Source organism: Micromonospora sp. SL4-19, from assembly GCF_047921475.1.
Taxonomy (GTDB): domain Bacteria; phylum Actinomycetota; class Actinomycetes; order Mycobacteriales; family Micromonosporaceae; genus Micromonospora.
Genome location: NZ_JBLROB010000116.1, coordinates 1 through 249, shown reverse-complemented (window position 1 = coordinate 249; position 249 = coordinate 1). Strand labels below are relative to the sequence as shown.

General features: G+C 68.3%; 1 protein-coding gene. It reads left to right on the top strand.

Annotation, left to right across the window (positions count from 1 at the left end; all coding sequences use genetic code 11):
- Positions 1–249, top strand: a 249-nt coding sequence (locus ACNAVT_RS31930; RefSeq protein WP_416301728.1) for an FtsK/SpoIIIE domain-containing protein, incomplete at both ends; no start/stop codon positions are given.

The window sequence follows — 249 nt, the reverse complement described above, 5'->3', positions numbered from 1 at the left end:
TGCCGGCGGCGAACCCGGCGGCGGCAAGAGCGGTCTCCTCAACACCATCGCCGCCCACGCCGCCCTCTCCATCGATTCCCGCCTCGTACTCCTCGACGGCAAGCTCGTCGAACTCGGGCAGTGGGAGGACTGCGCCGATGCGTTCATCGGCCCCGACATCACCGCCGCCCTCACCGTGCTGAAGCGGCTTCAGGTCGTGATGAACAACCGCTACGCCTGGCTACGCGCCCACGGGCGCCGCAAAGTCAA